Raw genomic sequence first — 25,173 nt, 5'->3', positions numbered from 1 at the left:
GATAGTTCGTCCTTTTTATCATTCGGAAAACTATACATTACAGAGTTCTCTAACCTGCAATACGGCATTGTACAAAGAGCCAAAAATGAAAATGCCATTATCAATAAAAAAGCATTTTTAATCAGATGCTTATGGTTGTTCACTTGTTAGTGAATAATGGTTTATGAAGTCAACTAAGTCAGTAACTTGGCTTGGTTCGATGAATCGAGATCCAATTTTGATTTCATGCTGGCACAGTGTGAAATTGTGCAAAAAGCGATAAATGCTTTGCCACTGTTGTATTCGAGCCAAGCTGAGGTGAGACGCGTAGCTAGGTTGTAGCCATTCGGTATAGTGTTGCCAGAAGCGCGAATTCCAATCTGGATGCGTGGGGAAAAGGGAGTGAATAGTGGCATCATCGAGCTCGCCTTTTTTGGTCAATAAACCCAAGCCGATTTGCCACTTGCCCAGTGCATTTTCAATATTCAGGCGTCGCCACGTTTCATCCCACCAACTCATGTTTTGTTTACCGCTTTTGTTAATGTCGTGCACGTTGCGCGAGGTGACATGGCAGTAGTACAGATGCGTGCTTCCACTGGTTACTTTTGGTGTAAATGCGGTAATCGCAGCGCCGCGAATAAAGCTTTCATGCTCTAGCAATAAGGCTTTTGGTGGCTGAGATTTTAGATACTTTGCTAAGTTCTGCATGTGAGCATGAGCGGCAAATACAGGACGAGTTAAGAACACTTCCTTGGATTGGGCATGTTGGGCATCGCAGTAACCGAGTTGATCAAACTGGCTGCGATTTAAGATCTTGTCGTACGTCTTCTGCGCTTGAAGCAGTACGTCTTCTTCTGTGGGAGCGAGCTCTTTCTTGGTGAGTCGATAACGGCTCTGCTCTTGCACGTCTTCAGGTAACGAATCTTTCTCCATCAGTGCGTTATCACTGATCAACAGTACATATCCCGTCTTGGCATCGGCCGTCGATAGTGTCCAAATATGCGCGCTACTTTGAGAGCGACTATCGTGTCTAAATCCAGATCGTGCGACTTGAAGAAACGAACGAGTTTGTAGGACTGAGAAATCAAGCTGCGCTTCAAACAAACGGCTGAAGGTATTGAGTAGCTCAGCCAATTGCTCCATCCGCAGAGAAAACGCGCGGTGATTGAGCCCCAAAACCTGTTGCAGTTCTTGGGGAGGAACGCCAGAAATCAAAGCATCCAGCATTGGTTGCAGGTTTGATGATGCTTTACTTGAGTTGATCAGCGTTGCGGTCTTTTTGCATTGCCGACATTGCACACGTTCGGTGCTAGAGGTTGTGCGTCCGAAACGTTGCCAAGACGCTTTTGAACAATGGCATTGAGGCAATAAATCGAATTTAAAGGCGTGCTGTTCCAGTTGATTGGCTAACGCGAGAATGGGCTCGTTAACCAAAACAGGAGGATAAGCACCACACTCAGAACAATGCCACGCATCGTAACCGAGTCGGTTTGAGCGCGAATACAAGCGCAAGTCAGGTACGCCGCAATTGGCGCAACCAAACGACTTACAGCCATTGTATTCTTGACGAAATGTCATGGTGCTTATTCTCCGAGCTAAGTCCGGTATGGATTTAGTTTTGGCTTACGTCTACTTGGCGACCGAGTTCCGGTACGGTCACTTGTTTCTTCGCTTTGAACTGGTCAATCAACACTTGTGTTACTGAATCGCCTTCCGATTCAAACGTGCCTTTCTCAAACACATGATAGCCGTCACCGCCACTTGCTGCGTAAGAGTAAGTCGCGACTTTGTATGAGTCAGCATTGTCTACTGGTTTGCCATTTACATTTAGGCTCACCAAGCGTTGACCCTCTGGTTTTTCGTTGTTATAACGCGCTTCGATACCAGAGAATTGCGCCAGACCGTAAGGCAAGGTGTAGCTGTATTCCAACAGTTCTTTCAGCTGTTCACCGCTTAATGTCACGACCGAGAGTTTATCCGTGAATGGGAAAAGATCCATCACGTTTTCCATTGTCACTGGGCCTTTGTTTAAGTCGACACGAATACTGCCAGAGCTGATCATACCAACATCGGCATTGGCTGCTTCACGCATCATATCCGCCACCAAGTTACCGACGTTTGATTCGCGGTAGTAACGGCGGTAAGCAGTGTCGTTGATGGTCGCCAGTTGCTCGCTTAACTCAGGGAATTTGCTGCGTGCATTGGCGATAAGGTCGCTGGTTTTCTTGTCTCGTTCCAGTTTGTCGGATTCAACAGGGATGAGTTTGCCATCAAGCAGTTTTACGTCGTGCTTTTCTGTATCCACCGCGAACTTGGTGTAACCCAAGTATTTGCCCTGACCGAATGTAAGACCAATGACGGTGCCAGTTTCCGGGTGCACAACTGGCTTCCACAAGCCATGGTCTGAGTGACCACCAAAGATCACATCCACGCCTTTTAGCTTGCCAGCCATGTCGTAGTCTTCATCAAAACCACGTTGCACTTCTGGGTCTGCTTCTTTGTCGGTTTGCATTGGCGCTGTTTTGTTTTGGTGAGTCAGTACGACAATCATGTCCACTTCATCACGAATCTTATCAACCCAGTATTGAGTGACTTCGATAGGGTCATCAATGGTTAAACCCTTGCGGTTGCCTTTCCACATGGTGTTGTAGAACGCATCTACGCCCATGACACCTATTACGCCTACACGAACGCCATCGCGCTCAATAATAGTGTAGGGCGAAGCAAATGGGGCACTGTTTTGCTCGAATTTGATGTTGGCGTTCAGCACTGGGTAAGCCGCTCTCGGCATGTTCTCTTTCAGCGTTTGCCAACCGTATTCAAACTCATGGTTGCCGAGCGTAATCGCGTCGTAGCCCATTGCACTGTACAAATCGAAAGAGAGCTTGCCTTGAGTCTTCTTAGCAAGTGAACCCGTGAAAATATCACCCGCATCAAACAAGAAACTGGTCTCTTCCTGCGCTCGGGTTTGTTTGATCAACGTGGCTAGATATGGAATACCACCGATGTGTGAGATGTCTGGATTCCAAAAGGCATCTACAGGTTCGTAAACGCTCTCGATATCGTTGGTGTGCAGCAGCGTGACATTGCGAATTTCCGCAAATGAAGAAAATGAAGCACCGATAGAAATTGCAGCCAAGGCGCAAAGTAACGGCTTTTTAGAAAATGTGTTCATAGCTGATCCGGTTAAGTCGAATGAATGTTGGGTTTCGCGAAACGGGACAACTTTAAAAAGGCAAACGTTTAGTTCGCTTGAATTGGATCACATAAATTTACTGAGCTTATGATTAATTGTCGCGAAGTGATCGTTTGTGTTGGTGGAGATTAAAGGCTAAAAACAAAAGGCCAGCTCTCGCGAACTGACCTTTGAAGAGGTAAGAGTCATAGAGGCTTATTGAGGCGCTTTCATCGCTTCAGATTGCTCGCCCGTCATCACGAAGTGCAACTCACCACCCGGTTTGAACTCGGAATGGTCGAAGAAGAAACCGTTATCCAAAGCTTTGCCATTGATGGTGACAGACTTGATGTACATGTTGTCATCGGCGTTGTTCTCTGTGGTGATGGTGAACGTGCCGCCTTTCACCGGAATCACCGCTTTGTCGAATAGCGGACGACCCACAGTGTAGATAGGTTCTGCCGCGTTCACTTGGTAGAAGCCTAATGCAGACATCACATACCAAGCGGACATTGCGCCTACGTCTTCGTTACCAATGACGCCTTCTGGCGCTGCAAAGTACATGTCATCAAGAATGTGGTCGACGACTTGTTGTGTCTTCCAAGGTTCTGCGGTCCAGTTGAATAGGTAAGGAATGTGGTGCGAAGGTTCGTTACCAAACGCAACTTGACCAATCAAACCAGACATATCCGGTGTTTCTGTACCTTGGCTTTCTGCGGTGAAGGTTGCTTCTAGGTTCTTCTGGAACTCAGCATCGCCACCCATGATGGTTTTTAAGCCTGCGATGTCATGCGGTACAAACCAAGTCCACTGCCACGCGTTACCTTCGGTGTAGTTGCCTGTCTCGTGTTCTGTGCCGTATGGGTCGAATGGCGTCATGAAGGTTTCATCAATCATCACTGGGCGCATAAAGCCTGTCACGCCATGTTCTGCGTATTCCGTTGGGTTGTAATCGAAGTACTTCTTGTAGCCTTTTGAGCGTTCAAGGTATTGCTCTTCCGCTTGAGTATCACCCGCGGCTTTGGCGATTTGTGCGATAGCCCAATCGTAGAACGCGTTTTCCAGACCGTAAGAAACAGACTCAACCGTGTAGTCTTCAAAGACTGGCTCACCATCGACACGTTGGATGGCAGGTGTGAAGCCGTTTTTCTCAATGTAATCGATGTGCTTGGTTAAAGTGCGATCCAATACGCCCTGATCCCAATCGGCTTGCAGTGCTGGGTAGTTGTCGTAAGTCGAAGAGTCGATCGCTGCTTTCAGCGCCAGGTCTTTCTCTTGTTGAGTAAACTCTTCTGGGAATTTGGTCATCGCATCCGCAATCACTGCTACCGCTGGGTAGCCGACCATGGTGCCTGTCTCGTCACCTAAGTGCTCCCACTTCGGCAGCAAGCCGCTTTCAGTGTACTTCTGAACTAGATTCTTCGCGTATTGCACCGCGCGGGTTGGCTCTGTGATGGTTTTTAGTGGGTGTAATGCACGTTGGGTATCCCATAGAGAGTAAACCGAGAAGTTTGGCTGCTCTTCCGTTGCTTGATCGTAAGCGATGGAGTATTCCCCTTCGCCTTCACGAATTGAGCCTTTGCCCATACCACGGAATCGACCATCCACGTCTTGATGCACCATCGGCGCAATCTTGGTGTGGTAAAGCGCGGTGTAGAAGATCTCTTTCTGATCTTCTGTGCCCCCTTCGATAGAGAAGTTGAGTGCTTTTGCCCATTTCTCACGTGCGTTGTTACGCGCAGTATCGAAAGAGACATTTGCTTCAGCATCGTAGTTGTTTTCTGCGCCTTGTGGGTCAACCGCAGATAACGCCACTTGCGCATTCAACTCTTGTGAGACTTCATCTTCAAATTCGATGTAGGCAGTGACGTCCGCTTTGACACGTTTGATGGCATTGCCTTGGTCATCGTAAATCAATTCAGAAACGTGCTCTGCTGTTAGGCCGTCAACAGGTTCGCCGTTGGCAAGGATGTAGACGTCTTTGATCTTCTTATCGAAAGTCGCATAGAAGAAGATTTTTTGGTTTTTCGCCCAACCAGAGAAGTGCGCTGCATCGCGCTCGCCCGTGATGGTATGACCGTCTTCGCTCACCGTCAGTTTGTTGCGCAGAGAGGTCGAACCCCAGTCGCTGTTAAGGATGGAATTGAGGTCTATCTTCAGACGTTGTGGTTGACCTTGCGGGTAGGTGTAACGATGGAAGCCGACACGTTCAGAAGCCGTAAGCTCCGCTTTGATACCGTTCTCTGCAATTTTCACCGAGTAGTAACCCGCTTCTGCCACTTCTGAGGTTTTGTCCATCTTGACCGAAATCGCTTCGCGGTAATCGTCGCTGTCTTCGATGTATTTAGCTTTGTCTTCGGTAAACGGCAGGAACAGAATGTCACCTAAGCCGCCCATACCCGTGCCAGATAGGTGAGTGTGTGAAAAGCCAAATAGAGTCTTTTTATCGAAGTGGTAACCTGATGAAGAGTGCCAGCCGATCAGCTCGGTATCTGGAGAAAGTTGCACCATGCCTTCTGGCACAACAGGACCCGGGAAGGTGTGTCCGTTAAAGCCGGTACCAATGAATGGGTCGACGTATTTTAGGTTGGAAGTATCGACGCTTGGTGAGATGTTATCGTCGTCATCGTTGCAGCCAGCCAAACCAATAACACTTGCAATCACAGCGGTGGCGATAGCGGTTTTCGTAAAGTTCATAATCTTGATTCCTTAGGCAGGAAGCGCGTCACTTCCTGCCACTGAGTTAATCTATCTGCTTATTCTTTAAACACGAATTACATAAAACGTTACTGAGCTTGAAGCGCTTCTTGCTTGTCACCCGTCATGACGAAGTGAAGCTCGCCGCCCGCTTTGATTTCGCTGTGCTTGAAGGTGAAGTTGGCATCCAGCGGTTTGCCGTTGATGGTTACAGACTTCACGTACTTGTTGTGTGGGCTGTTGTTGTCTGCGATGACTGTGAACTCGCCGCCTTCCACTGGAATGGTGATTTCATCAAACATAGGACGACCGATGGTGTAGACCGGATCCGCAGGCGTCACTTGGTAGAAGCCCATTGCCGACATCAAGTACCAAGAGCTCATCTGACCCACGTCTTCGTTCCCAATCAAACCAGTTGGTTCGCTGGTGTACATCTCTGACATGATGCGGTCTAGGTACTCTTGCGCTTTCCATGGCTCATCCGTTAGCGCGTATAGGTAAGGAATGTGGTGCGATGGCTCGTTACCGTGCATGTACTGACCGATATAACCCGTTAGGTCTGGCAGCTCTTCGCCTGTGTTTGAAGAACGCGCGTTGAATAGCTCGTCCAAGTCTTCACGGAACGCTTTCTCTGGCGTGGTGTCTTTGCCTTGCGCCAAGTCGGCTTGATAGATTTCTTGTTTTAGGCGATTGAAATCGTGCATTGGTTGGAACTTCCATTGCCACGCGTTCCCTTCGGTGTAGGCAAACTCGTCCACGTAGTAAGGGTCAAATGGCAGCAGTGGGCATTTCTCTTTCATCACGCCTGAGCCTTCTGGCCACTCAACCATTTCACACTCATCCAAACGCTCTTCATCAATTGGTTGGTTGAACTCCAAAGGCGGTTTGTTTGGTGATGAGCTTAGCGGGTGGTTTTTCGGACGTAAGAATCCTGTCTCTGCATCCCAATGGTTAAGCCAGTTGTCGGCACGAGTCATAAACTCTTCTTGCAGTTTTACATCGCCAGCCATGCGCGCGATTTCTGCCATTGCCCAGTCACCGTAAGCAAACTCAAGCGTATAAGATGCACTGTTCCAGTAGCCGTGATGAACAAAGCCGTTTTCTTCGTACACCTTCACTTGCACAACGTTTGCTGCGCCGATGTTGTTGTCTTCCGTCCAATCTGGGAATTCAGATGCCTCGTGGTAACGCACCGTAAACTCAGCCGCTTCTTTGGCAAGTTGTGGGTCGATGTCTAAACCTTTCGCCATCGCGTCAGCAATGATAGAAACCGCAGGGAAGCCGATCATAGTGCCCGTGTAGTGGCTGTGTAGTTCCCATTTCGGCAAGATGCCACCGTCTTCGTATTTACGAATCAGGTCGTTGGCAAACTCTTCGGCACGTTCCGGATCGATGATGGTTTTCAGTGGGTGGGCTGCGCGGAAAGTATCCCACATGGAATACACAGAGTAGTTTGGTGTGTCGCCCGCGTCTTTTTGAATGCGAGTACGCATCGCAGGGTATTGGCCGTCGACATCTTGGAAAATCATTGGCGCGATAGAAGCGTGGTAAAGCGCGGTGTAGAAGATCTCTTTCTGATCTTCCGTGCCACCAGATACCATCATGCGGCTAAGCTCTTGGTGCCATGCGTCGTTGGCTTGAGCGCGCGCAGTATCAAATGACACGTCTTTTGCTTCTGCTTCTAGGTTTTTCTCCGCACCTTCTGTACCTGTTGGTGACAAGCCTACTTGGATTTCTAACGGTGTTGATGATGGTGCGAATTCTAGGTAAGCGATGGTTTTCACTGCGTCGATGTTGTCGTTGTTCACATCGATTTCCGTTTCTGCGCCGTCAACTAAAGCAATGGCTTTGACGATAGGTTGGTTGAAGGTGGCGTAGAAGTACACGTGCTGGTTGTTCGCCCAGCCGTTTGAGCTACGTAAACCGCGGATGGTGTAAGCGTCGATAAACTCCAAGTCGCCCTTCATGGTGCGGTTGTTGAAGTGACCTTTATTGAGAGTGTGGTCTAAATCGAACTTGATGTGTGGTGTCGTGCCTTCTTTGAAGGTGTAGCGGTGGAAGCCAACACGTTGCGTGGTAGTTAGCTCAGCTTTGATTTCGCCTTTGTTCAGTTCAACCGCGTAGTAACCCGCTTCTGCGGTTTCGTTGTCTTTATCGAAGGTATTGAAAACGGCGTTTTCTTTCTTAGTGAAAGGCAGAACTAAGATATCGCCAAGGTCGGTAATGCCTGTGCCAGAAAGGTGAGTGTGGGAGAAGCCATACACTGGGATTTCAGTCAGTTTGCCGTGGTCGAAGTAACCAGCGGCAGAGCCCCAGCCTTCCATTTCGGTATCAGGAGAAAGTTGTACCAAACCGTAAGGCACAACCGCCCCAGGGAAGGTGTGACCATCTGCGCCTGTACCAATCAATGGGTTGACGTATTGGGTTAGCGTGATGTCGAGGGATGGAGTACCAGATTTGCTGTTGTCGTCATCACTGTTACAACCAGCAAGACCAAACATGGCAGCGAGTATAGCGGTAGAGATAAGGGTTCTTTTTAGTTTCATTTTTATGGTTCCACTGAAGTGAAGTTTTTTAGGGGGCTAGGTGCCCCCTTTCGTTATTTGGATAGGTATCGGTTACTGCGCTTTCATCGCTTCGGATTTGTCTGAAGTCATGACGAAATGCAGCTCACCACCGTCTTTCAAATCGCTGTGCACGAAGCTGAAGTTGTCACTCAATTGTTTGCCGTTGATGGTCACCGACTTCACGTAGATGCTCTCTTGGCTGTTGTTTTCTGAGGTGATGGTGAATTTACCGTCCGCGACTGGAATCACGGCTTTGTCGAACAGAGGGCGACCGATGGTGTAGCTTGCTTCGCCCGGAGTGACTTGGTAGAAGCCCAATGCAGACATCACATACCACGCCGACATCTGACCGACGTCTTCGTTACCAATCAGGCCTTCATGCGTTGGGTGGTAGAACTCGTTCATCGCTTGGTCGACGATTTCTTGTGTCTTCCAAGGTTCTGCCGTCCAGTTGTAGAGGTAAGGCACGTGATGATCTGGCTCGTTACCCATCACGAACTGACCGATGTAGCCAGACATGTCGTGTGATTGGCTCGTATCGGCGTTGGAGTCTGCATTAAACAGCGCATTCAAGTTAGCGAGGAATGCCGCTCTGCCTTGTTCGGTTACGTCTTCAGGAAGAGAGAAGTCAGTACGGTCGATGTGCTCGCCACCCATCACGTTGGCCAGACCGTTCAAGTTGTGTGGTGCAAACCATGTCCATTGCCACGTGTTGCCTTCGGTGAAGTCTTCGCCTCGGTGCTCAGCACGGTAAGGCCAGAACACGTCACTTTCATTCAGCGCTTTGCGGTCTTTACAGGCGTTGTAGTCCATACCGTCTGGGATAGACAGCGCCATGTTCTCGTCCAAACATTCTGCTTTCAGGTTGTTTGCCCAAACCTTGCTGCCGCTGTTCATGTAAGCCGGACGCATAAAGCCCGTCGCACCCAATGCGTTGCCTTTGGTGTCTTGCAGTTTGCCGTATTGCTCTGGGTTGTAATCGAAGTAGTTCTTGAACGATTCAGAACGTGCCATGTAGCGGTCGTACTGTTGGTCGTTGCCCGCAAGTTTAGCGATCTGAGCGATACACCAGTCGTAGTAAGCATTCTCAAGACCGTAAGACACTGACTCGTTCACCAGTTCGTCGTATTTATCGACTTTTAAGCCTTCTACGTAACCCGGTTTGTCACCAGAATCCGGCGCCCATTTGGTGTTAGCTGGAATAAAGCCGACGTCTTCTTGGTAGTCGTTGTGACGCGTCATGATCGTGAAGCGTTTGTCACCGTTCCAAGCATCTTGGTAAGGCACCCAGCTCTCTGTTTTATCGAGGTTGAAGTTGACTGTTTCGTCTGCAGCTTTTAACGCCAAATCAAACTCAGCAGCGGTAAAGGCTTCTGGGTGTTTGACCATGATATCGGCGATAACCGAGACCGCAGGATGACCGACCATTTCACCGGTGTAATCCGAGTGCAGTTCCCATTTTGGCAGCACGCCGCCCGTTTGGTATTTGTTCAATAGATCGCGTGCGTGTTCAATCGCGCGGTCTTTGTCGATGATGGTTTTCAGGGGGTGTGCGGCGCGGAAGGTATCCCACATTGAGTACACTGAGTAGTTCACTAAGCCGTCTTCTGCTTGGTGCACTTTGCCATCCATACCACGGTATTTGCCATCCACGTCTTGGTATAGGAATGGAGCAACAAACGTACGGTAGAGCGAGGTGTAGAACATGGTCTTGTCGGCTTTGTTGCCGCCTTCCAGTTCAAACTCGCCAAGGATGTTTTCCCAAGCCACGCGGTTTTGTTGTACGACGTTGTCGAAATCCCAACCGTTGGTGTCTGCTTCTAGGTTTTTCAGTGCGCCGTCAACGCCAGTGCCAGAAATCGCTACTTTGACCACCAATGGCTCATCGCTCTTGCCAAAGTTCAAATGCGTCAGGACATCGTTTGCGCGTTTTGCCAAACGTTCTGGGTCAGGTTCTGGTTCACCCAGCATTGGTTTGTGCTCTGCGTAGCCGCGGTAATCTTCTAAGCCGACTTCGGTAGCGTCAGTTGGAGTGAGTTTGCTCTCAGAAGCCAGCTTGGTGTACAGGTTCTCTTCAATGATTGGATCAGAGAATTCTGCTGCGAAGAACACGGTTTGCCATTGACCCCATTCGTTTGAGGTACGCGCGCCTACGACTGTGGTGTCGTTTACGCGCTTGTAGTAAATGCTGCGAGAGTGGTTGCCGTATTGCTCTAACAGTTCGTGTTGGAGGTCGATGCGTACTTTGCGGTCTTCACCCGGTTTGAAGGTGTAACGCTGGAACGCCACGCGGTCGGTTGCCGACAGTTCAGCTTTTACGCCTGTTTCTACAAGGTCAACCGAGTAGTAACCAACTTCGGCCACTTCCGAGCTTTTATCCATGGTCACGGCATCGGTATTGAAGCCTGTGTATGGCAAGAAGGCGAAGTCGTTTAAATCGCCTTTACCTGCGCCAGAAATGTGGGTCATTGAGAAGCCAGAAAGCAGGCTGTGCACAGGATCGTATTCGACTGGCGAGCCTTTGCCATTCCAACCGTTTGGATCGAAGTTATCTGGGGACGGTTGAATCATACCTTCTGGCATAACTGGAGACGGGTTGACGTTGCCAAGACCTTTGGTGCCGATCAAGGTATCAACGAATTCCAAAGTAGGGGTAGAGACAACTGGAGTTTCTGGATCAGAGTCGCTGCCACAACCAGCAAGACCAAGCATGGCGGTTAACACTGCAGTAGAGAGTAGGGTTCTTTTTAGTTTCATTGTCTTTATTCCACGAGAAAAGGGGACACCAGGTCCCCTCAAAATCATTATTCGCCTAGGTTGGCTTGCATTGCTTCAGACTTGTCAGCTGTCATCACGAAGTGCAGTTCGCCGCCTGCTTTGAATTCGCTGTGCTGGAAGGTGTTGTACACATCCAGAGGCTTACCGTTGATGGTTACTTCTTTGATGTACATGTTGTCTGGACCGTTGTTCTCAGCCGTTACCGTGAACGTGCCAGAACCAATGTCTACCGTCGCTTTGTCGAAGATTGGACGACCGATGCTGTAGGTTGGATCGGTTGGCGAGATTTGGTAGAAGCCCAGTGCTGACATCAAGTACCACGCCGACATTTGACCTACGTCTTCGTTGCCGATGATGCCGTCTGGCGTCGGTTTGTAGAACTGGTCGTAAACTTGGTCTAGGTATTCCTGCGCCTTGTAAGACTCTTCAGTACGGTTGTACAAGTAGATGACGTGGTGCGAAGGCTCATTACCGTGAATGTACTGACCGATGTAGCCAGTCATGTCTTGGTGCGCTTCGCCGCCATTTGGATCGGCGGTAAATAGGTTGTTCAGCTTGTCATTCAGACCTTGAGTGTCGCCCATGATTTCAGTCAGCTTGTCCAAGTCTTGCATGAACGCCCATTGCCACTGCCACGCGTTGCCTTCTGTGTAGTAGAACGCGTCAGACTTGTAAGGGTCGAAGTCAGTTGAAGCGTATTTCAGCGCACATGGGTCGCCTTCTTTCAGTTCTGTCGGTACAAAGAAGCCAGTGCCGTCTGCGTTACCTGCTTCTGCATCCCAGTGTTTCAAAGAGTTGTAAGAACGAGCTTTGAACTCTTCATACGCGTCCATATCGCCAGCGGCTTTCGCCATTTCTGCGATCGTCCAATCGTAGAATGAGAATTCCAACGAGTACGACACTGAGTTCCAGTTCGGGTAACGAACACACTGTTCTTTCTCGTGGTAGTTCAACTGACCTGCCATGAGTGAGCTTAGGATGTCGTCATGAATCTGTGGGTACTCATGCGGTGTGTATCGAGCTGATTTCACTGATGCGGTGTAAGCTTGCTCTGCATCAATCAAGCCTTTGGTTACCGCATCGCCCAGAATCGCAGCCGATGGATAGCCGATCATAGTGCCGGTTTCTGAGCCGTGACCTTCCCATTTCGGCAATAGACCAAACTCGTCGTTGGATTTACGAATCAAGTCTTTCACGTATAGTGTTGCTTGATCTGGGTCGATGATGGTCCACATTGGGTGAACCGCGCGGAACGTATCCCACGTTGAGTAAATCGAGTAGTTTGGTGTGTCGCCATCTTTCAGTGTGCGCACTGTGCCAAGCATATCCACGTATTGACCATCCACATCGTAGAACTCGATTGGTGCGATCATCATGTGGTACATGCCGGTGTAGAAGTTGGTTTTCTCTGCGTCTGTGCCGCCTTCTACTTTGATTTTCGCTAGCTTCTCAGCCCACGCGTATTCCGCGTCTTCTTTCACTTGTGCTAGGTCGAAACTTGGTGTTTCCGCTTCTAAGTTTTTCTGTGCGCCTTGCCAGTTAACTGGAGAGATACCCACGCGGATTTCAATTGGTTCTTTGCCTGTGCCGAAGTTTAGGTAAGCCGTTAGATCATCGCCTGAGTAAACCGCACCATTACGCATTTCGCGCGTTGGTTCTTTGTCTTGTTCACCCAATAGTGCTTTGGCGATTGGTTGGTTGAATTTCGCATAGAAGAAGATGTCTTGACCTTGGTGATCTTGCCCTTGGAACCAGCCAGTTGAGGTTTTACGACCGCGAATGGTGTATTCGTCCACCACTTCTACTTTGTTCTTCAAAGACTTGCCGTTGTTGTTCATTAGGGTATGACCTAAATCGAACTTCACGTTGCGGTCTGCGCCATCAGCAAAGGTGTATTTGTGTAAACCAACGCGTTTGGTTGCGCTCAGTTCCACTTCGATTTGACCTTGGTTCAGCTTGGTTTTGTAGTAGCCCGCGCTTGCTTCTTCATTGGCTTTGTCGAAAGAGTTCAGTTGTGTGTTTGCCATGTCTGCGTATGGCAGAACCAAGATGTCGCCTAAGTCCGTTGCGCCTGTACCTGAAAGGTGAGTATGGGAGAAGCCGTACAGCGGAACGTCAGTGTTAACTACTTCGCCAGTTTCGTAGTTGGATGAATCCCAGTAGCCAGATGCCGAGTGCCAAGGGTTAAGTCCTGATTCGTGATCAGTGTTAGAACCGATGAAAGTATCTGGAGACAGTTGAACCATACCTGCCGGTACCGTCGCGCCCGGGAATGTATGACCAGAAGCTGCTGTGCCGATCATAGGATCGACGTATTTCAATACCGCAAGATCAACAATTGGATCGCCCGGTAGTGAAGAGGAAGAATCGTTGTCGCTGTTACAGCCAGCCAAGCCACCCGTCAGACCAACCAGGATAGCCAAAGAGATAAGATTACGTTTAAACATGTGCATACCGTTTTGTCGTTATTCGTATATAAAAAGTGTTTATAAGAGACTGTTTATAAAGGACTGCTTATAAAATTTGCTTGTAGGAATAGCCGGGAGATGCGCTCCCCCCGGCTGAGTTGTCACTATTGGGATTAACGAGAACCTGCTGGCATCTCGTCTTCATGCAAGAACTCACCGATGCCTTGTGCTGGTGGAAGATCTTGTTCTAGAGAGCCCCAACGTTGATTTGGTTTGTCGCCCATCACGAACTCCAAGTCACCGCCGTACATGATTTCGTCATGAGTCAAGTAAGTACGGTTGAAGTCTTTGCCGTTGTAGCGAGCCGATTGAATGAAGATGTTTTCGCGGCTAACGTTCTTCGCGGTCACCGTGAACTTCTGGTTGTTGCCGACATCGATAGACGCGCTTTCAAACAGCGGAGTACCGATTTCGTAGATGCCAGAAGAAGCGTTCACTGGGTAGAAGCCAAGTGCACGGAACACGAACCACGCAGAGAGCGTACCGAAGTCGTCGTTACCACAAATGCCGTCAGCGGTGTTCTTGTAGCAAATGTTGGTTGCTGCGGCGATGGCTGCCTGACCTTTCCAAGGTTGACCCACGTAGTTGTACAGGTACGGTACGTGGATATCTGGTTCGTTACCTTGCACGTGCTGACCAACGTTACCTGTGTTGAACACTGGGAATTGGTTGTCGCCTGCGTTGCGGTCTGGGTAGGTTGACCAGTACTCATCCAAGCGTGCTGCGAACAAGTCACCGCGTTCTGCTTCAGGGTTTTGTGTCTTGTCGAAGCGTGTCATCAGGTCAATCAAGCCATGAATGTCGTGCTGAACACTGAACGAGTATTGCCAGCCGTTCGATTCAGAGAATGACCAGTTGAACATGTCTGGACGCCAGTCTTTACCAACCGCGCGACCGGTGATTGGGTCTACCCAACCTGCATCGATAAACTCGCCATCATAGTCACGTGCTTTAAACCAACCTTGGTATTGCTTACCGCCGAAGTCGAATTGCGCTTGCCAGTTTTTAGAACGGTTAGCGAACTCGGTGTAGCGTGGATCTTCTTCACCGAAGACTTCCTTGATCGATTGCGCGATTGCCCAGTCGTTCATTGAGTATTCAAGCGAGTAAGATGCTGTCCAAGAGTCTTTAAATGGTGAGTGACCGCCGTAAGAATCTGGTGGAGTATCGTGCAATTGCGCTGGCACGTAACCTTGTTCTTCGTACTCTTTGATCCATGCTACGCCTTGGCTCGTTGCGGCGCGCGCGTCAGTGATCATCGCTTCAACTAAACGTTCTTTAACGTCTTTGCGCTCTGCTTCTGTGAAGCCAAGATCGATCATGCGTTTTTCTAGTGAGCCTTTCGACAACACATCGTGAATCACAGGCGTTGAGTGCATGCCCATCATCATGCCTGTTTCGTTGCCTTTGAATGTCCACTCAGGCAGGCGACCTTTGCGCACGTTGCCTTTGTCATCCACCCATTCTTCTTCAGCGTAAGACAACATAGACAGCACCACGTCTGCTAGGCGGTCAGGTTCAAGAATCGAAGACAGCGGTTGAACTGCGCGGTAGGTATCCCACAAAGAGAAAGTGTCGTAGCGCGTGAAGTCTGCTTTGCCATCTTTGTTAGCATCGGCAGTGCGGATTGACTCCTTCAGCGTATCAATCTTATCACCCCAAGGTGTGTTGCCATCTGGGTAAGCGTTGCGACCTTGGTGAACTTGGCGGTAGCGACCATCTAAGTCAGAGTGAATGGTTTGACCTAGGTACGAGTGGTACATCGCGGTGTAGAACGTCTGTTTGTAATCTTCGTCGCCAGAGACTTGGATCTTGCCGAGTTCGTCTTCCCACTTCTTCGTTGCCGCTTCGCGTACTTGGTCGAAGTTCATGCCCGCAACTTCTGTCATGTTAAGAGAAGCACCAGACTTGCCATTTTCGCCAATCTCAACGTTTGATAGCGCCAATTTCGCTTCAACCGTTAAGCCGTCTTTGGATGTGTCGAACTCTACGTAAGCACGCGCGTATTGGTACTTGCCGCGTGTTTCGTTACCGATTTCTGTAATGCCTTCTGGCACGTCCATGTAACGACCTTGCTCTTTATCGTAGTAAGCAAAGCGAACGTTTTTGATTGGCTGGTCGAATTCCATCACGAAGAATTCTTTTTGGCTTGGGGCCCAACCATCAGAGAAACGGTGACCTTCTAGACGGTTATTGTCTTTGTCCCATTTCAAGTAAGAATCAGAGGTGTAGTCCCAGTTAATTTTGAAGCCAGTGTTCACGATGATTTCTGACTTCTCATCACGAGGGAAGGTGTAACGGTGTACACCAACGCGATCAGATGCTGTCAACTCAGCTTTGATGTCGTAATCCAATAGATCGACTTTGTAGTAGCCTGCCGTCGCTTGCTCGTCACGATGTTGGAAGCGAGACGCTTCTAGGTTTAGCGTTGCCGAACCTTCATCAATCATGTAATCCGAACGCGAGTTGATTGGCATGACGAGAATGTCGTTCAAGTCGCCAGCACCTGCTCCGGAAAGGTGAGTATGAGAGAAACCGGAAGTACGTGCGTCGTGGTAGTAGTAGCCTGAAATGTATTCCCAGCCGTTAGAACCGTTGTTTGGAGAAAGCTGCACCATGCCGTGTGGTGTGGTTGCACCAGGGTAGGTGTTGCCTAGGTTACCTGTGCCGATGAATGGGTTGACGTAGCGTGTTACGTCCATATCGGCGAAATCTACTGGGATGTGAACGCCCATGTCGATTTCAGGTGTTTCTGGGTTTGGCTTGTCATCACAGTCGCCATCGCCAACTGGAGGACATACTGGCTTGCCGCCGTCAGGAATATCCGGCAGTGCAGGGTTGGTGTCACCGCCTTCATAAATGTTGGTTGTGTCGTCGTTACAGCCAGTCAGACCGACTAGACCACTGAGAACTGCGCAAGCGAGTAGGGAAGGTTTGAATTTCATTTTTAAAGCCTTGTAAATTGTAGGGTTATATAATTAAAAAAATCAGGGGTATTACTAAAACTTAAAAACTTGAAATAGAGCCCTTTGGGGGAAAGGGCTCTTAGGGGGAGGAGCTTAAGGTTTAAGCTTTCACAAGAGTCGCTGCGTTACGCATCGCTTCTTTCGTTGAACACTCAACAACGTTTGCTTTTGCAAAGCGGTGAGCGTCTTTTACTTGGATATCGTGAGCTAGAATAACCAGCTTCGCGTTTGCTACATCTAGGTCAGTGATGCGGTTCTGGATACCGTTTTGACCTTGAGTTTCTACTTTGATTTTCAGACCTGCTGCTGCACCTGCTTTCTCTAGTGCTTTCGCTGCCATGAATGTGTGTGCTACGCCAGATGGGCAACATGTTACTGCTACGATGTCGTACTCGCCTTCGCCTGCTGCTGGAGCCGCTTGAGCTTGTGCAGGTGCTGCTTCAACGATTTCGTCTTCTGCTTCTTCTTCTGCAACTGGTTTCCAGAAGCCAACGATAACTGCTGTTGTTAGTGAGCCTAGTGCGATACCCACAACGTACATTGGGATGTTGCTTGATACAGGAGCTGTGATTAGACCGCCCCATGGTGCGTGTAGTAGTACGTCTGTTAGGAAGCCGAACACACAGCCAACGATACCACCAGCAACGATTGAAGGAAGAACGCGTACAGGGTCGTTTGCTGCGAATGGGATAGCACCTTCAGAGATACCGATAGAACCCATGATTGCTGCTGCTTTACCTGCTTCTTGTTCTTGCTTAGTGAACTTCTTCTTGAATAGGAATGTTGCTAGTGCCATACCTAGAGGAGGCGTACAGATTGCGATACCAACACCGCCCATTAGCCATGGTTGAGTATCAACTTGAGTTTGAGCGAATAGCGTTGCTACTTTGTTGATTGGACCGCCCATATCGAATGCAGTCATACCACCAAGAATCGTACCTAGAACCACTTTAGAAGCGCCAGCCATAGAAGCTAGGAATTCGTTCATAGACGCCATGAAGATCTTGATTGGCTCACCGATACCCCATAGAACGATACCTGCAGAGATAAGCGTACCTAGTAGAGGGTAGATGAAGTAAGCGCCCAACGCAGTCATGTTAGCAGAAAGAGGGATCTTCTTAAGTTGGAATACCACACCACCTGCGATGAAGCCCGCTACGATACAACCAAGGAAGCCGCCGCCCATGTCAGCCATGATGCCAGAAGAGATCATCGCTGGCGCTAGTGCTGGTTTGTCTGCAATTGAGTAACCGATGAAGCCACCAAGAATAATTGGGAACAGCACCAGACCTTTAATACCGATATTAGAAATATCAGCCAATAAACCGTCCGCAGGAACCGCACCTTTACCTGATGCCATTACCGCCAGCGCCAGTAGTACACCACCCGCAACGATAAATGGAAGCATGTGAGAAGTACCGAATAAAAGGTGACCTTTCATGGTACTTAGGATTTTTTTGAAATCGCTATTATTACTAGCTTGAGCTGTGATTGTACTCATAATTTCACGCCTTATGAATTAATTAAAATATTTAGTATTTGGTTTTCGTCTTTTGCGTTATGAATATCTTCAATAAACTCTTCGCTAAATTTACCGAATAATTCTTGAAGAACATAAATATGGTGGTCGGCACCGTTATCTGGTGAGGCAATCATGAAGAATACGGTCGGTTTGACTCCCTCTTCGTCGCCATACTCGATGCCTTCGCGCTTTACGCCAACAGCGATTGCAGGCTCTGTAACCGCTTTGCTTTTTGCGTGTGGGTAAGCGATGCCGTCCATTGAAGTTACGCTTAATGCTTCACGCGCTTCGATGTCGGTTAAAAAAGCCTCTCTGCTGCTGATTCGATTATTTTCGAATAGCATTTGCGCTAACTCTTCAAAGACTTCTTTTTTATTATTTGCTTGAAGGTTGCCTTTAATTAAATTGACGTTTGTTAGTTCTGTAATCATTTTTTGACTCATTGGTACTGAAGTAATGAGGCAAATTTAATTAATGTTACGGTTTTCTGAAATAGTAAAAAAAATCCAATAACTATATTTTTGTATCACTGAGAGCTAAGTGTGATAGAAGTCATTAATATCAATGAGCTAGAAGGGAATTAGTATTGTGACTTATATTCCATTTATTTTGAAATTAATAATGAAGCTTGAAAATAAACGAGAAGGGAATCAAATATGGTTCAATTTTGCTATAAAAAAGATGCTTTGTGCTAAAGCTCCTCCAATAACCTTTTTTTAAGGTAATTTTCTGTCTCTTTGAGAAAAGAAATAAAGCGCTTAGGAGAGCTGATAGTGAACCCAGCTAGTTCCTCCCCTTGATACACATTGGCGAATGTAAGCTCCTAATTTGAAGCCAAGAGGAGGTTAGGAAGGGTTGCTACGTTGAATTTGGCTAATCCATTAAGACGGATTCTTGTACTTATGCAGCAAATCTAACGGGATATGGCAGTAGTCATTGGGAAAGCGCGTGAGTCGGTCTTGGTGCTCATCATCACTTGGTACGTAGTTTGTGAGTGGCAGCACTTCTACGGCGATCTTATCGGCATCTGGTCTTGCTGCGATAAACGCTTTAGCAATTGCTAGGTGTTGTTCGTTTTGGCTATAGACACCAGTACGGTACTTCTCACCTACGTCTTCACCTTGCTTGTTAACACTGTGCGGGTCGATGATTTCAAACAGATACCCGATTAAAGTTTCAACCGAAACCTGCTCAGGGTCGAACTGGGTTTTCACGCATTCTGCGTAGCCATCGTATTCGGATTGAGTGTTGTCCGTCGTGCCATTTGCTCGTCCTGCTTCGGTGCTAATTACGCCCGGAAGGTGGCGCATAAATTCTTGAACGCCCCAAAGGCAGCCGCCTGCGAAGTAAATTTCTTCCATCATTCTGTCCTGAAAAACTTTGCGCCATTATGGGCATCACTTTCACTCAAACACAACTCCAACCATAAAACAGGAACAACTCGGTGGTGATTTGCTCTCTTTTTTGTGCTGCTTTTCCTCGTTAGATTGAACGCAGTTAAGAGCTAGGGGGAATCCTAATGAAAATTGAACATATCGCGATTTGGACTGAACGTTTGGAAGAGCTAAAAGCCTTCTATGAGAAATACTTTAACGCCGTGTCTAACGACAAATACCACAACCCAACTAAACAGTTTTCATCTTACTTTCTTTCGTTTGAAAGTGGTGCACGACTGGAGTTAATGTCGATGGAAGGTGTGACCGCCTGTGAAAAATCTCATGCGATGCAGGTAACAGGATTAGCACACTTTGCCTTCGCCTTAGGATCAGAGCAGGCAGTGGATCAATTAACCAAAACCTTAGTGGATGATGGCTACCAATGGATCGACGGCCCGAGACAAACAGGTGACGGTTACTACGAAAGCTGCATCTTAGATCCGGATGGCAACCGTCTTGAGCTTACGGTGTAACGCGACTTAGCTTAATTCTATCGTTCACAGGCTGCTTTCATATGAAAGTGTTCGGGCGTATACTGCAAGCTCATCTATAAGGAGCGAGCCTGTGAACTCAAGACAAAATGAAATCCTGCAATTGGTTAATGACCGCAAACGCGTTCAAGTGACGGAGCTTTCTGACATCATTGGCGTGTCGGGCGTGACCATCAGGCAGGATTTGAACTTCCTTGAGCAACAAGGCTACTTAAAGCGTGTTCATGGCGCTGCGACGGCGCTACAAAGTGACGATATTGATACGCGACTCGAAGTGCGCTTCGACATCAAACAAGCGTTAGCCAACAAAGCGGCAGATTTGGTATCACCAAATGAAACTGTATTGATCGAAGGGGGCAGTGCTAATGCGCTTTTGGCTCGCACGTTAGCTGAACGTGGTGACGTCACCATCATTACTCCATCGGCGTACATCGCCCATCTCATCCGAAACACTTCAGCCAACATCATCTTGCTTGGTGGTGTGTATCAGCATCAAGGCGAGAGCTTGGTTGGACCGCTGACTAAGCTGTGTATTGAGAACATTCATTTCAGCACGGCTTTCTTGGGTATTGACGGCTTCCATCAAGACACAGGCTTTACTAGCCGAGACATGATGCGTGCAGAAATCGCTGAAACCATTATTGCGAAAAAGCGTCGTAACATCGTACTGACGGACTCAAGCAAGTTTGGGCAAATCTACCCATCTTCGATTGGTAAAACGAGTGAAATCTCGGTGCTGTTAACCGACGAAGCCGCTCCGAAAAGCGACCTCGAACAACTGAGAAAGCAAGGTGTGGAAGTGGTGTTGGGTTAAGCCGACTCACGAACAATGAGTTTGGGAGGCAGGATCAAGCTGTAAGGCTCACTGTCTTCTTGCTTCAATTGATTGATCAATCGTTTTGCCGCTTGTCTTCCCATCTCTCGTGCATTGGAATTAACGAAGGTGAGCGGCGGTTCAATTAACTCTGCTTCTTCAACGTCATCAAAACCAATTACCGAGACTTGCTCGCCGATAAACTGATCTTTACCGATGGATCTCCCTGCTCGATGTATGCCATAAACCGCGCCTAGTGCCGTCGAGGAATGGTGACAAAGAACCGCGGTAATCTGTGGATGCTCCAACAACAATTGCTGCACAGTTTGAGCGGCAGATGCTTGGCTTTTCTCACATTCGACCACCCACTCTGGTTTGAAAGGCAAACCAAACTGCATCAGAGTTGAACAATACCCAATACGCTCAGCACGACACAAAGAACTGCTCGCACCGCCGACATAAGCGATTCTGCGATGACCTTGCTTAACCAGATGCTCCGTCGCCAACTTGGCTGCGTACATGTTGTCTGGCCCTACATAGTCGATTTGCTTATCCACCGAAGCGCGTGAAATGCACACCATTGGCAGATTGTGTTGCTTGAGGTTTTCGACGTTGAACTGCTGGCTTTCACCAATCGGGCAAAATGCGATACCACCGACACCTTGGCGTGCCATGGTTAATACACACTTCTCAAACTTTTCTTGGCTATCCCCACTTTGAGCCAGAAACAGCATGTAACCTTGCTGCTCGATTTCTTCACTCAATCCTGCTGCGACTTCTGCGTAATAGGGATCACTGATGTCTTTGAGGATCAATCCAATGATTTCGCTGGAATTGGATCGTAGGTTGGCAGCGGCACGGTTACGGATATAGCCGAGCTCTCTGCGCACATTCTACTATACTTTTTGCCCCACAAAGTCTGACCATTTGAGGTCTCATAGAGCCACAACTATGGAGCCGAGATATTACTAAGCGTGGGCAAAAACACCAACCCGCTCGCGTTCCTTTTAATCAGAAAGAGAGCTACAGATTGGAACAACCTTCTAGCGGTGTTTTTGAACGCCTAAGCGATAAAAGGTTAGATGTTATCTCGGTCAGTAACCGAAAAGCCAAACTGTTCGAATACTAGATTCGTGATTAAGATAAAGTTAAGAGAAGGGGCTGCGTTCTGGGGATTGGTATGCCTGAAATTTGCTTTGTTAGTTGACAATAAAGGCGTTGTTGGGCTTTGTTGCTTAAATCGATGGAACTAAATCTAGAAGCTACGATCTGATCGGCTACACCCATCAATCGTCGTAGCCTCATGCCTAAACCTCGTTACAAAACAACTAACTGGAAGCAGTACAACAAAGCCTTAATCAACCGTGGTTCTCTGACCTTTTGGATTGATGAGGAAACGATAGCTGAGTGGAAACAAAACAAACAAGGCAAGCGTGGTAGACCTCGCCGGTTCAGCGACTTAGCCATTACTACTGCACTGATGGTGAAACGCATTTTCTCTATGCCATTGAGAGCGCTACAAGGTTTTCTAGACTCTGTATTTAAGCTAGCTAATATCCCGCTAGTTTGTCCACACTACACCTGTATAAGCCGTCGAGCCAAGGAAGTTGAGATTTCATTTAAAACTAAAACCAGAGGTGCGATACAACACCTGGCAATTGATGCCACTGGCCTCAAAGTTTATGGCGAAGGTGAATGGAAGGCTAAGAAGCATGGTACTGATGGGAAGCGCAGAGTATGGCGTAAGTTGCATATCGCAGTAGATACGAGCACCCACGAGATAATCGCAGCAGAGCTGAGTTTATCGAACGTAACCGATGCCGAAGTGCTCCCCAACTTACTCAAGCAGACACGTCGTAAAATCATCGAGATATCAGGTGATGGTGCTTATGACACAAGGAGTTGTCACGATGCTATACGAATCAAGGGAGCAGTTCCGCTCATTCCGCCACGAGAAGGGGCAGCCTTCTGGGAGCAAGGACACCCTCGAAATTTAGCAGTAGGTTGCCAGAAGCTCTACGGTTCCAACGAGAAGTGGAAAAAGCGGTATGGCTATCATAAGCGCTCACTATCAGAGACAACAATGCATCGGGTGAAACAGTTGTTAGGTGGAAAATTAAGCTTAAGAAACTACAACGCTCAGGTTGGCGAAACTTATGCCATGATCAAAGCGCTGAACAAGCTAACAGGGCTTGGTATGCCTGAAACTCAGTATGTTGTTTAAGAAGCGTTCAACATGGGACTGCCATGTCTTCTCACCGAATTAAGCAACAAAGCCTGGTAAACGTGGTAGAGGCTTTCAATACTCTGATACAGCGATTGATACTGCCTTGATGATTAAAGGAATATTCTCACTACCATTGCGTGCTCTTCAAGGTTTTATCGACTCTATCTTTAAGTTATTGGATGCGCCGCTGACGTCCCCAGACTACACCTGTATCAGTAAACGCTCGAAAACAGTCCAGGTCAAATACCGTAATAAATCTAAAGGGGCTATTCGTCATATAGCCATTGACTCAACTGGCCTTAAAGTCTTTGGAGAGGGTGAGTGGAAAGTGAAGAAACACGGTGCCGAAAAACGTAGAACATGGCGCAAGCTGCACTTAGCCGTTAATGTAGATACCCATGAAGCCATTAGTGCCGAGCTCAGTCTGGTCAATGTTGGTGATAGCGAGGTGCTGCCAACGTTGCTTAACCCTTTACGTAGAAAGATCGATGCTGTATCTGCTGACGGAGCATACGACACAAAAAGTTGCCACAATACTCTGAAAAATAAAGGTTGTACTCCGTTAATACCACCTCGAAAGAATGCAGCGTTTTGGGAAGATGGGCATCCCAGAAATGAAGCAGTAGAGGCTCTGAAAAACGGAAGAATAGCGGAGTGGAAATCCGAGTCTGGTTATCACTATCGCTCAATATCTGAGACCGCAATGTCACGATATAAAGGACTAACAAGCGGTAAATTGAGCTTGAGATGTTACAACGCTCAAGTGGGTGAAATCATGGCGAATGTCAAAGCGATAAACAAAGTCATAGGACTAGGCATGCCTGTTCGAAGCTAACGTTTAGCTACATATGGTGTCGTTGACCTTCAAGATGATTTGATCAATAACGCCCCTAAGCTTAGGAAATGAATCACGCATCAAAGCTCCGTATGATGCAAAACTGAAACATATGCTATTGTATATTAGTAGTAAGCTAATATGTAAGTCTTCTACCACTATGCAAGATAAATATATGAACGATTTTTCTACGATATTACGTAAGTACAGGAAAGAGAAAAACAAAACACAATTAGAATTAGTAAGTGACTTATCAAGTTGTAAAATTAACGAATGTCAAAAGCTTGACTCGTGTACCTACTCAAGATGGGAAAGTGGGAAAACTACACCTAACCTACGCAAAGCCGCAAAAATTCTCTTGATGCTAGGGCTCAGTAAAGAAGCAGAGCAGGTTATTTTTAAAGGAGTTAAATACAGATCAGAATTTGAAAATCTATTGGGCAGAAAATATGGTCATATAGCTTGCGCTGGTGATATATTTTACAACACGTGTACAAGGAATAATATAGCTGAATATACGTCAAAAAAGGAGTGCCCTGAATATTTTGTAAAATCTTATAGGCATTTTTTTTCGAAAGACAATCGAGATGGATTGCTAGAAGATGAGTTCAATCCAAAAATCACACTTTATACAAACAAATTTAATGTTCCGATAGGACACATTGTAATATCAATGGCTACTAAAGAGCAGTTGGATAAAACAGTATATCGCACTAATCTTATAAAAACAGAAGATAATTCATCGATTTGTATCATCGCATCACAATATGCTGCTCAAGATAATTTACTCGAAAAACAGCTGAAATTGTTACAAGAGTGGTTGTGTAATAACTTAGATATTCTCGAGCACGTCTTATACATCTGTAGCTCAAATGAGGCATCCAAACTATTGGAAAAAATAGGAGGAAGGGTTTCATCCTTTGGACCACAAACGAATGCTAATCAAGGTCTGAAATACTCAACAAAAAATTATGAATGGCTAGCCTATTCCTTTCAGCCTATAGACCTAATTGTAGCAATTATAACGATAAGAGCATTTATGTTCAAAAAAGCAACCAAAGCACACATTGTCAATAACCATCACTGATGGTGTTAAGAATTCAATATCTTAGATATTTAGGATACAATCCAAGCGTCTCTCAAAGTGAATCGCTAATTGTGACAATGTCATATTTCAGTTTTTAGTGGCTTTGTTGCTCAAGTCGATGGAACTAAATC

14 protein-coding genes and 2 pseudogenes are annotated in these 25,173 nt (G+C 47.4%); 5 read left to right on the top strand and 11 right to left on the bottom strand.

Annotated elements, in window-relative coordinates; genetic code table 11:
* Nucleotides 1-129: 129 nt before the first annotated feature.
* From KJB05_RS26305 to KJB05_RS26260, 10 genes are all read right to left on the bottom strand, one after another.
* Nucleotides 130-1,557: a hypothetical protein gene (locus KJB05_RS26305; protein WP_208444644.1), complete on the bottom strand. Its 1,428-nt coding sequence runs from the start codon at nt 1,555-1,557 to the stop codon at nt 130-132.
* Between the two features lie 34 nt (nt 1,558-1,591).
* The gene (locus tag KJB05_RS26300; protein WP_208444643.1) at nt 1,592-3,154 is read right to left on the bottom strand and encodes a bifunctional UDP-sugar hydrolase/5'-nucleotidase; all 1,563 of its coding nucleotides are present in this window, start codon (nt 3,152-3,154) and stop codon (nt 1,592-1,594) included.
* Between the two features lie 216 nt (nt 3,155-3,370).
* Nucleotides 3,371-5,851, bottom strand: a complete 2,481-nt coding sequence (locus tag KJB05_RS26295) for a GH92 family glycosyl hydrolase (RefSeq protein WP_208444642.1) — start codon at nt 5,849-5,851, stop codon at nt 3,371-3,373.
* A gap of 89 nt (nt 5,852-5,940) precedes the next feature.
* Entirely contained in the window at nt 5,941-8,397 is a 2,457-nt protein-coding gene (locus tag KJB05_RS26290) for a GH92 family glycosyl hydrolase (RefSeq protein ID WP_208444641.1), read from the bottom strand.
* Nucleotides 8,398-8,469: 72 nt separating this feature from the next.
* Nucleotides 8,470-11,175, bottom strand: a complete 2,706-nt coding sequence (locus KJB05_RS26285) for a GH92 family glycosyl hydrolase (protein ID WP_208444640.1) — start codon at nt 11,173-11,175, stop codon at nt 8,470-8,472.
* A 47-nt stretch (nt 11,176-11,222) separates the two neighbouring features.
* On the bottom strand, nt 11,223-13,643 hold the full coding sequence (locus KJB05_RS26280; RefSeq protein WP_208444639.1) for a GH92 family glycosyl hydrolase: 2,421 nt from the start codon (nt 13,641-13,643) through the stop codon (nt 11,223-11,225).
* Between the two features lie 134 nt (nt 13,644-13,777).
* Nucleotides 13,778-16,609 carry a GH92 family glycosyl hydrolase gene (locus KJB05_RS26275; protein WP_017818465.1) on the bottom strand — a complete coding sequence of 944 codons (2,832 nt, stop codon included), beginning with the start codon at nt 16,607-16,609 and terminating at the stop codon, nt 13,778-13,780.
* 121 nt (nt 16,610-16,730) lie between these two features.
* Entirely contained in the window at nt 16,731-18,131 is a 1,401-nt protein-coding gene (locus tag KJB05_RS26270; RefSeq protein ID WP_005453038.1) for a fructose-specific PTS transporter subunit EIIC, read from the bottom strand.
* 11 nt (nt 18,132-18,142) lie between these two features.
* Nucleotides 18,143-18,583: a PTS sugar transporter subunit IIA gene (locus KJB05_RS26265; protein ID WP_009697925.1), complete on the bottom strand. Its 441-nt coding sequence runs from the start codon at nt 18,581-18,583 to the stop codon at nt 18,143-18,145.
* A gap of 450 nt (nt 18,584-19,033) precedes the next feature.
* Nucleotides 19,034-19,513, bottom strand: coding sequence for a peptide-methionine (S)-S-oxide reductase (locus tag KJB05_RS26260; RefSeq protein ID WP_038894437.1), 480 nt, complete (start codon nt 19,511-19,513; stop codon nt 19,034-19,036).
* A 158-nt stretch (nt 19,514-19,671) separates the two neighbouring features.
* Between KJB05_RS26260 and KJB05_RS26255 the strand changes: the two genes are divergently transcribed.
* Both KJB05_RS26255 and KJB05_RS26250 read left to right on the top strand, forming a co-directional pair.
* Nucleotides 19,672-20,061: a VOC family protein gene (locus KJB05_RS26255; RefSeq protein ID WP_017189619.1), complete on the top strand. Its 390-nt coding sequence runs from the start codon at nt 19,672-19,674 to the stop codon at nt 20,059-20,061.
* A gap of 91 nt (nt 20,062-20,152) precedes the next feature.
* Nucleotides 20,153-20,893: a DNA-binding transcriptional regulator YciT gene (locus KJB05_RS26250; RefSeq protein WP_005436345.1), complete on the top strand. Its 741-nt coding sequence runs from the start codon at nt 20,153-20,155 to the stop codon at nt 20,891-20,893.
* On the opposite strand, the pseudogene malI reads toward KJB05_RS26250, so the two are convergent.
* Nucleotides 20,890-21,774: pseudogene (gene malI / locus KJB05_RS26245) on the bottom strand (Mal regulon transcriptional regulator MalI); the annotation flags it as partial. The gene KJB05_RS26250 and the pseudogene malI overlap by 4 nt on opposite strands.
* 422 nt (nt 21,775-22,196) lie before the next feature.
* On the opposite strand from malI, the gene KJB05_RS26240 reads away from it, so the two are divergent.
* The 3 genes and pseudogenes from KJB05_RS26240 (at nt 22,197) to KJB05_RS26230 (ending at nt 25,042) form a co-directional block, all read left to right on the top strand.
* Nucleotides 22,197-23,117, top strand: a complete 921-nt coding sequence (locus KJB05_RS26240) for an IS5 family transposase (RefSeq protein WP_213053073.1) — start codon at nt 22,197-22,199, stop codon at nt 23,115-23,117.
* A 55-nt stretch (nt 23,118-23,172) separates the two neighbouring features.
* Nucleotides 23,173-23,955, top strand: a pseudogene (locus tag KJB05_RS26235) (IS5 family transposase); the annotation flags it as partial.
* A gap of 175 nt (nt 23,956-24,130) precedes the next feature.
* Complete coding sequence (locus KJB05_RS26230) at nt 24,131-25,042, top strand: helix-turn-helix transcriptional regulator (protein ID WP_208446338.1); 912 nt, start codon at nt 24,131-24,133, stop codon at nt 25,040-25,042.
* Nucleotides 25,043-25,173 lie beyond the last annotated feature (131 nt).

Origin of the sequence: Vibrio sp. B1ASS3 (genome assembly GCF_905175355.1) — a bacterium.
In the GTDB taxonomy this organism is placed as follows: domain Bacteria; phylum Pseudomonadota; class Gammaproteobacteria; order Enterobacterales; family Vibrionaceae; genus Vibrio; species Vibrio owensii.
Note: the sequence above shows the minus strand (reverse complement) of the source record. Positions and strands in the feature narration are given on the sequence as shown.

Excerpts from the sequence above, each read along its gene's own strand:
- KJB05_RS26305 (WP_208444644.1), bottom strand. The coding sequence starts at position 1,557 with ATGACATTTCGTCAAGAATACAATGGCTGTAAGTCGTTTGGTTGCGCC.
- KJB05_RS26300 (WP_208444643.1), bottom strand. The coding sequence starts at position 3,154 with ATGAACACATTTTCTAAAAAGCCGTTACTTTGCGCCTTGGCTGCAATT.
- KJB05_RS26295 (WP_208444642.1), bottom strand. The coding sequence starts at position 5,851 with ATGAACTTTACGAAAACCGCTATCGCCACCGCTGTGATTGCAAGTGTT.
- KJB05_RS26290 (WP_208444641.1), bottom strand. The coding sequence starts at position 8,397 with ATGAAACTAAAAAGAACCCTTATCTCTACCGCTATACTCGCTGCCATG.
- KJB05_RS26285 (WP_208444640.1), bottom strand. The coding sequence starts at position 11,175 with ATGAAACTAAAAAGAACCCTACTCTCTACTGCAGTGTTAACCGCCATG.
- KJB05_RS26280 (WP_208444639.1), bottom strand. The coding sequence starts at position 13,643 with ATGTTTAAACGTAATCTTATCTCTTTGGCTATCCTGGTTGGTCTGACG.
- KJB05_RS26275 (WP_017818465.1), bottom strand. The coding sequence starts at position 16,609 with ATGAAATTCAAACCTTCCCTACTCGCTTGCGCAGTTCTCAGTGGTCTA.
- KJB05_RS26270 (WP_005453038.1), bottom strand. The coding sequence starts at position 18,131 with ATGAGTACAATCACAGCTCAAGCTAGTAATAATAGCGATTTCAAAAAA.
- KJB05_RS26265 (WP_009697925.1), bottom strand. The coding sequence starts at position 18,583 with ATGATTACAGAACTAACAAACGTCAATTTAATTAAAGGCAACCTTCAA.
- KJB05_RS26260 (WP_038894437.1), bottom strand. The coding sequence starts at position 19,513 with ATGGAAGAAATTTACTTCGCAGGCGGCTGCCTTTGGGGCGTTCAAGAA.
- KJB05_RS26255 (WP_017189619.1), top strand. The coding sequence starts at position 19,672 with ATGAAAATTGAACATATCGCGATTTGGACTGAACGTTTGGAAGAGCTA.
- KJB05_RS26240 (WP_213053073.1), top strand. The coding sequence starts at position 22,197 with ATGCCTAAACCTCGTTACAAAACAACTAACTGGAAGCAGTACAACAAA.
- KJB05_RS26230 (WP_208446338.1), top strand. The coding sequence starts at position 24,131 with ATGAACGATTTTTCTACGATATTACGTAAGTACAGGAAAGAGAAAAAC.